Raw genomic sequence first — 5269 nt, 5'->3', positions numbered from 1 at the left:
GAGGCCGGGGAGGTCAGGACGGACGGACCACCGCGGTCCTGGCGGCCGGGGCCGTCGCGTCCGGGCGGCAGAACAGGTCCCGCTCCGGCAGCGCGCCGGTGGCCAGGAACCGGTCTGCGGCGGTGACCGCGCAGGACGGCGTCCACGGGTCGTAGGCGCCGTGGTTGCCGCCGTCGACGGTCACCATCCGGGCCCGCTTGCCGAGCGCGGCCCGCATGCCCAGCGCCCCGGCCAGCGGGGTGGCCGGGTCCCGCGTGGTCTGCAGCAGCAGGACGTTGGCCGGTCCCCGGTCGGTGACCCGGACAGCGGGCTCCAGCGGGGCGGGCCAGAAGGCGCACGGCCAGACGTTGGCGCCCATGCCGGCCACGATCGGGTTGCGCTGCCGGCTCTCGGTGACCTTCCGCTGATAGCGGTCGAGGTTCTTCGGCGCCGGGGTGTCGCCGCAGAGCACCGCCACCAGCGCGGCCACGTCGTTGTCCTCGGGAACGCCCGGGGTGCCCTTGACCAGCCACCAGTACGGGACGGGCCCGGCGCCGTCGTCGGCGAGGAAGCGCCACCAGTCGGCGATCTCCTGGAACAGCGACTCGTGGTAGGAGTCGAAGCGGTAGATCGCCCGCCACAGGTTCCCGTTGACCGGCCCGGCGACCGGGTGGGTCACCGGCGTGCGGTCCAGCTTGGCGGCCAGCGCGAGGTAGTTGGCCCGCACGGCGGCCGGGGTCGCGCCGAACCGCAGCGTGGCGTCACGCTCGGCCGCCCAGGCGGCGAAGTCCTCGAAGCGCAGCTCGCTCGCCGGGTCCCAGGAGGCCAGCCGGTCCTGCCAGGTGACGTTGGGGCTGACATTGGCGTCGAGCACGAAGCGGTCGGTCCGGCCCGGGAACAGCTCGGCGTAGACGGCGCCCAGGTAGGTGCCGTAGGACGCGGCGCGGTAGGAGATCTTCGACTCGCCGAGGGCGGCCCTGATCCGGTCCAGGTCGCGCGCGGTGTTGGCGGTGGTCAGGTGGCGGATCAGCTCGCCGCCGTTGGCCAGGCAGTCGCGGGCCAACTGGCGGGCGAAGCTCACGTTCTGGTCGATCGCGCCGTCCGGGGCCGGGAACGGGAAGACCAGCTCGTTGGGCAGCGAGGCGGCGCTGCGGCCGCAGCTGACCGGCGTGCTGCGGCCGACCCCGCGCGGGTCGAAGCTCACCAGGTCGTACCGGTCCCGCACCTCCTGCGGGTAACCGGCCTCCTGGGCGGTGGGCAGGTGCAGGCTGGCCACCCCCGGGCCGCCGCCGTTGTGCACCAGGATGCCGCGCCGCACGCCCGGCTTGGCGGTCGCGAGCCGGGACACCGCGATCTCGATGGTCCGCCCACCGGGGTTCTGGTAGTCCAGCGGCACCCGCACCGTGGTGCAGCGCAGCCGCGGATCCACCGGCGCCCCGGACGGATCGGCGGGGCAGTCCGTCCACACCAGCGGCCGGGGCCGCTGCTCCGGGGCCGCTTGCGCCACTCCGGTGCCCGCTCCGGCTCCGGCGAGCACCAGCGCGAGTGCGGCGCCGACGGTTCTCCATGGTCCTCTTAATCTCATAGGTCTGGACCATAGGGATGGCTCCAGGGGGTGTCGTCCTCCTGGAGGGGTACTGTCCCGCGCGGCCGGGAGCGGGCCGTCCTGCGGGCGTACGTCACCCGGCCGCCGGGGCTTCCCGCTCCCCCCGGCGCTGCTCGTACCGCGCGGGCGCGTCGAGGATCCAGGACCAGGCGGCGGGGTCGTCGACGGGCCCCACCCGGTCGGCGCCCTCGACACAGCGCGGATCGTCCCGCTCGGCGAGCCCGTGGACGGCCCAGATCCTCAGGTACTGGTCCTCGTCGTCGAGCAGTCCGACCAGGGTGTCCCCGACCACGGGATCGGGGTTCATGCTCTCCGAGAGAACGTAGCCGGCGGACCTGCGCACGGCGGCATCGGTGTCCCCGGTTAGTACGAGCAGGGCGTTCAGCCCGTCGGCGGTGAACGCCCGCCGCCCGGACCGCTCCGAGTGGACGGCGCCGAGGATCGACGGCACCACGCGCCTCACCACGGCGGCTCGGTGCGTGAGGTGGGCAAGGCCCAGCGGCTCGATCCTCGGATCGTCGTGCTCGCCCAGGCCGCACAGGACCTCGGCCAGGACCTCCGGGTGTTCCTCCTCCGTCACCCAATCGAGGAGGAACTCCAGCCCGCGCTGTTCGAACGGTTCCCTGGAACCGAGGAAGAACAGGACCCCGGCACCGAAGCGGCGAAACAGGGGGTCACGGTGGGCGCGCAGTGCCGCCGCGGCCTCCCAGGTCTCATCGTCCTGCCGCGCGACCAGGGTGCTGGTGATCTCCTGCCAGGAGGCGTGGTCCCAGTCGGGGTGCTCCAGCGCGGCCGCGCGGCCGGCCAGCTCCTCGACTCCCGGGCGGATTCCGAACCGCGCCTCCAGGAGGGTGAGGATGCCCGTGTGGCCGTCGCGGACGGTCATCCCGCCGAGGCGCAGCTCGTGGTACTCGGTGAACCACGGCGCGTCCCGGACCCGCTCCCGCTCGACCGCGCCCGAGGAGCCTGTCCGCTCCCGCAGCACGGCTACCGGGCCCCTCTCGTGCCAGTGCCGGGCGCGCGCCAGCAGCTCCGCGCGGGTGGCCTCGCCGAGCAGGGACACCTCGCCGAGCAGACCGAGGGTGAGACCGATGGAGCCGCTGTCGACGGCCCGCAACTGCGGGGTGGTCCCGTCCGGCAGCCGGCGGACCGGATCCGCGCCATGGAGCACCAGCTCATCGGCGACCGCCTCGTCGAACGCGGCGATCGCCAGGCAGAGCACCGGGGTACCCCGCTCGTCGACGGTGTCCGGGTCCGCCCCGTCCTCCAGCAGCGCCCTCACCGCGTTCGCGTCCCCGCCCCGCACCGCCGCGATGAGTCGCTCCCCGGCCATCCCCGCCCCCTGCCGCACGCCGGTCACTCCTCCGCGTAGTACCTGTCGTAGCCCACTGAGAACTCCTCCACCGAGAAGCCCTCGAACGCGCCCGTCGATTCGAGCGTACGGAGCCGGTCCAGCGCCGCCGCCGCGGCCGGCGAGGGGTGAGCGGCGAGGTGGGCCTTCGTCGCTTCGGCTCCGTGGCCGAGCAGGAGCTCGACGTCGATCGAGCACGCCGCGTCGAAGCCGGCCTCCCTCGCGTTCCAGACGAGGAGGGCGTCGTCGAGGTCGCCGCTGTTGAACAGCTGGACGCAGCAGAGCTTCATCAGCTCGGTGTCGCCCCGCCCCTGAGCGTGCCGCTCGCGTTCCGCGTGCTCGCGGAGCAGTTCGCGGATCTCGTCGAGCCCCGCACCGGCGGGGCGCAGCCCGAAGCGGCGCAGGCTCTCCTCGTCGTCCACGCGACGACCGTACACGCACGGTGGAGTGGGAAGTCGGATGGGCCGACTTCCCACTCCACCGGGGGTCAACGGGGCGGTGTGGCCGTGGAGGTGGGGGCGGGGAACGGGGTGGCGTGCGGGTGATGGCCGTGCTGGCGGGTGGTGAGGGGGTAGGCCCACGCGAGCAGGGCGAGCAGGAGGACGAACGGGAGCAGGGTGCAGAGCGCGGCGCTCCCGCCGCTATCGCGGGGCTCAGCGGGCATCGGTGAGGTCGAGTTCGGCCCAGACGGTCTTGGCGTTGGGGCGGCGGGGCAGCGTGCCCCAGCGGTCGGCAAGGGCGTCGATCAGCACGAGGCCCCGGCCGGACTGGGCGTTCGAGGTGCGGGCGGCGGGGAGGGTGGCGAGGACGGGGAGGCGGTCGCCCCGGCAGTCCGAGATCTCGATCCGGAGGGTGGCGCCCCGGCGCACGAGGGTGGTGAGGCAGAGGTGCAGCTCGAATCCGCGCCCCGCAACGCGACCGTGCCTGATCGCGTTGGACGCCAGCTCCGCAACGATGATCAGAGCGGAGTGGAACGACTCTCCGAACGTGGACTCGACTCCCCAGTGGGAGAGTTGACGTCTGGTGATGTTTCGGCAGAGGCATGCGCCCTTGGGCGTGGCGGCGAGTGCGATGGTGTGGCGGCGGGGGTTGTCGAGCGGAATTTCGGTCGTCATGGGGAAAAGCCTGGCGCTCCGGACGTACGCTGACCACGAGTTCGGCAAGCACGGAGCGTGCCTGTCCGGACGCGGAGGGTCGACCGGTCGGGGCGGCTCGGATCATTCGGTCGCAAGCACGTGTGAGCAGGGGAGATTCCCATGGTGAGTGGTGTCGAGCGTACGGTCTTCGACGACGGGGAGACGGCGGAGAACTCGGACGGGATCGCGGAGTTCTACAACGCCGTAGGCAAGTTGATCAAGATGTTCCGCGAGCGGGCCGGACTGACGCAGCGTGAACTGGCCGACCTCATCGGCTACAGCGAGGACATGATCGGCGCCGTCGAGCGGGGAAAGCGGACGCCGAGAGTCGAGATCCTGGAGAAGGTGGACGACGCCGTGGGCGCGGGCGGCGCGCTGAAGCTCATCGCGGACGACGTGATGAAGGCGAAGATCCGGGTGAGCGAGCGTCACCCGGCCTTCGCGCGCGCCTTCACGTCCGAGGAGTCGAAGGCCATCGAGATCCACGAGTACAACAGCCTGCAGATTCCCGGACTGCTGCAGACGGAGGCGCACGCCCGGGCGCTGTACGACATGCGCAGGCCGTGGCTCTCCATCGAGCAGATCGACGAGTGGGTGGCCGCGCGTATGAGCCGTCAGGAGATCCTGAGCCGCTGGCCGTTGCCGGTCATGAGCTGGGTGATCGACGAGAGCGCCCTGCGCCGCCCATTGGGTGGCCGGGACGTGCACCAGGCCCAACTGCGCCACCTGCTCAAGGTCGCCGAGATCCGTGGCCTGGAGCTCCAGGTCATGCCGCTCGACCGCACAGAGAACGCGGGCATGGGAGGCTCGTTCACCCTGCTCACGCCCAACGGTCGCCCGCAGATCGCCTACGTGGCGGTCCAGCACGTAACCAGGCTCATCACGGACCCGGTCGAGGTCCGTAAGATGGCTGCACGGTACGGCACCCTGAGGGGGCAGGCGCTCACCATGAGGGAGTCCCTGACCCTGATCGAGCAGATTCTGGGAGAGCGGTAGTCATGGCCGAACTTGCGTGGTTCAAGAGCAGCTACAGCAGCAACGAGGAGGCCCAGTGCGTCGAGGTCGCCGAGACGCCCGGCACCGTCCACGTCCGTGACTCCAAGGACAAGAGCGGCCCGCAGCTGGCCTTCGAGCCGGCCGCGTGGAAGGCGTTCGTCAACTTCGCCGCGAACGCCGACGTCTGAAACCCGACCCCAC

The 5269-nt window shown here is 71.9% G+C and carries 7 protein-coding genes; 2 read left to right on the top strand and 5 right to left on the bottom strand.

Features of this window, described 5'->3' with window-relative positions; genetic code table 11:
• Positions 1–13: 13 nt before the first annotated feature.
• From ABD308_RS24740 to ABD308_RS24720, 5 genes are all read right to left on the bottom strand, one after another.
• Positions 14–1516, bottom strand: a complete 1503-nt coding sequence (locus ABD308_RS24740) for an alpha/beta hydrolase (RefSeq protein WP_344338723.1) — start codon at positions 1514–1516, stop codon at positions 14–16.
• A gap of 142 nt (positions 1517–1658) precedes the next feature.
• On the bottom strand, positions 1659–2936 hold the full coding sequence (locus ABD308_RS24735) for a hypothetical protein (protein WP_344338721.1): 1278 nt from the start codon (positions 2934–2936) through the stop codon (positions 1659–1661).
• Between the two features lie 5 nt (positions 2937–2941).
• Positions 2942–3358, bottom strand: coding sequence for a hypothetical protein (locus ABD308_RS24730; protein WP_344338719.1), 417 nt, complete (start codon positions 3356–3358; stop codon positions 2942–2944).
• A 65-nt stretch (positions 3359–3423) separates the two neighbouring features.
• The gene (locus tag ABD308_RS24725; protein ID WP_344338717.1) at positions 3424–3600 is read right to left on the bottom strand and encodes a hypothetical protein; all 177 of its coding nucleotides are present in this window, start codon (positions 3598–3600) and stop codon (positions 3424–3426) included.
• Positions 3590–4051, bottom strand: a complete 462-nt coding sequence (locus ABD308_RS24720; RefSeq protein WP_344338716.1) for an ATP-binding protein — start codon at positions 4049–4051, stop codon at positions 3590–3592. The genes ABD308_RS24725 and ABD308_RS24720 overlap by 11 nt, the downstream gene beginning before the upstream one ends.
• 141 nt (positions 4052–4192) lie before the next feature.
• Between ABD308_RS24720 and ABD308_RS24715 the strand changes: the two genes are divergently transcribed.
• Positions 4193–5068 (top strand): helix-turn-helix domain-containing protein, encoded by an 876-nt coding sequence (locus ABD308_RS24715; protein WP_344338714.1) that lies wholly within the window; start codon positions 4193–4195, stop codon positions 5066–5068.
• A gap of 2 nt (positions 5069–5070) precedes the next feature.
• Complete coding sequence (locus ABD308_RS24710) at positions 5071–5256, top strand: DUF397 domain-containing protein (RefSeq protein ID WP_344338712.1); 186 nt, start codon at positions 5071–5073, stop codon at positions 5254–5256.
• The last annotated feature ends 13 nt before the right edge of the window (positions 5257–5269 follow it).

The organism is Kitasatospora putterlickiae (assembly GCF_039527695.1).
GTDB classification, from domain to species: Bacteria; Actinomycetota; Actinomycetes; order Streptomycetales; family Streptomycetaceae; genus Kitasatospora; species Kitasatospora putterlickiae.
This window is presented reverse-complemented; position numbering and strand designations above follow the sequence as displayed.